The organism is Citreicoccus inhibens (genome assembly GCF_019039035.1).
In the GTDB taxonomy this organism is placed as follows: domain Bacteria; phylum Myxococcota; class Myxococcia; order Myxococcales; family Myxococcaceae; genus Citreicoccus; species Citreicoccus inhibens.
The window spans coordinates 1-1,801 of the sequence record NZ_JAHNZT010000107.1 but is presented as its reverse complement, the minus strand read 5'-3'; the positions used below and the strand labels follow the sequence as shown (position 1 = coordinate 1,801).

Below are 1,801 nucleotides of genomic sequence, written 5' to 3'. Positions count from 1 at the left end.
ACTCTCTTCCCGCTCCACTCCTCCACCACACGCCGCCGCTCCTCCTCCCCCATCAACGGCAATTCCCTCACCTTCTCTTCAGGGCGCGCCACCGCCGCTTCCACCAGCACTCGCAGGTGCCCCAGCAGCCCCTCCACCGTCTCCGCGTCGAACAAGTCACTGTTGTAGTTGGCCACCACGGCCACTCGTTCCGGCAGCTCCTCCACCAGCAGCGACATCTCGAACTTCGACGTGTGTTCGCTTGTTGCTCGGCCTTGGATCCGCAGGCCCTGTCTCAAGTGGACCTGAGCCGCGGGCGTGTTCTGGAGCGTGAGCGACACCTGGAACAGGGGACTGCGACTCAGGTCTCGCTCGGGCTGGAGTTCCTCCACCAGCTTCTCGAACGGCACGTCCTGATGCGCGTAGGCACCGAGCGTCACCTCTCGCACTTGCGCCAACAGCTCTCGGAACGTCATGTCCCGACTCAGTCGCGCACGCAGCACCAGCGTGTTCACGAAGAAGCCGATCACCCCCTCCGTCTCCGCATGCGTCCGCCCCGCGATGGGCGAGCCCACGCTCACGTCCCTCTGCCCCGTGTAGCGCGAGAGCAGCGCTTGATACGCAGCCAGGAGCACCATGAACACCGTGGCGCCCTCGCGGCGTCCCAACCCCTCCATCTCCCGCCACAGCGACTTCGGCCACGCGACGTGGATGTTCGCGCCTCGGAATGTCTGCGCCGCCGGGCGTGGGCGATCCGTCGGCAGCTCGAGGGCGCGCGGCGCTCCCTTCAACTGCTGGCGCCAATGGGCCAACTGGGCCTCCAAGGGTTCCCCCTGGAGCCAATCTCGCTGCCACGTCGAGAAGTCCGCGTACTGCAACGACAGTGCAGGCAACGGAGAAGCATGGCCGTCGACGAAGGCCTCATAGAACGCCGTGAGTTCGCGGACGAAGATCTCATTGGACCAACCATCCGAGACAATGTGATGGGTCACGAGCACCAACACATGCACCTGCTCCGACAACCGGAGCAGCGTCATTCGGATCAGCGGACCGTGCTCCAAGTCGAATGGCAGCTGGGCTTCACGCTCGACGCAGTCCTGCGCCGCGGCCTCGCGCTCGGAGGTGGGATGGGACTCCAGATTCCGGACGGAGAACGCGATACCGGGCGCAGACTCGATGTGTTGAACGGGCTGGCCGTTCTCCACCTGGAAGGTGGTGCGAAGCGCCTCATGGCGAAGCACTACGGCTTCGAAGGCGCGGCGCAGCGCCACGGCATCGAGTGGACCGAGGAGATCCACCGCAATGGGGAGATTGTAGAAGGCGGTTCCGGGCGACAAGCGCTCCAGGAACCACAGGCGTTGCTGCGCGAAGGACAGCGGCGGTGACGCCACGCGACTCACTCGCGGCTGCAAGGCAGGCACATGCGTCTTGCCTCGCACGCGTGCGGCTCGCTCGATCCTCTCGGAGAGCGCGGCCACGGTGGGCGAGGTGAACAACTCACGCAACGGCAGCTCGATCTCGAACGCCTGCCGAACGCGCGAAACGAGCTGAGTCGCTAGCAGCGAGTGCCCGCCGAGTTCGAAGAAGCTCCCATTGGCACCCACGCGCTCGATGCCGAGCACTCGCTCGAACAGCTCGGCCACGCGCAGTTCCGTCGCGGTGCGCGGTGGGACGTGGTTGCGAAGGGACTCCGCGGACGGCTGCGCCTCCGGCTCCGGCAACGCTCGACGGTCCACCTTCCCATTCGGCGTCAACGGCAACGCCTCCAACACCACCACCCAGCTCGGCACCATGTACCCGGGCAGCTTCCTCTTCACTCCCT

At 65.9% G+C, this 1,801-nt stretch carries 1 protein-coding gene; it reads right to left on the bottom strand.

Going from position 1 to position 1,801, the window contains the following annotated elements; genetic code table 11:
* On the bottom strand, nucleotides 1-1,772 hold a 1,772-nt coding region (locus KRR26_RS36435), incomplete at its 3' end, for a condensation domain-containing protein (protein WP_236069637.1).
* Between the last annotated feature and the right edge of the window lie 29 nt (nucleotides 1,773-1,801).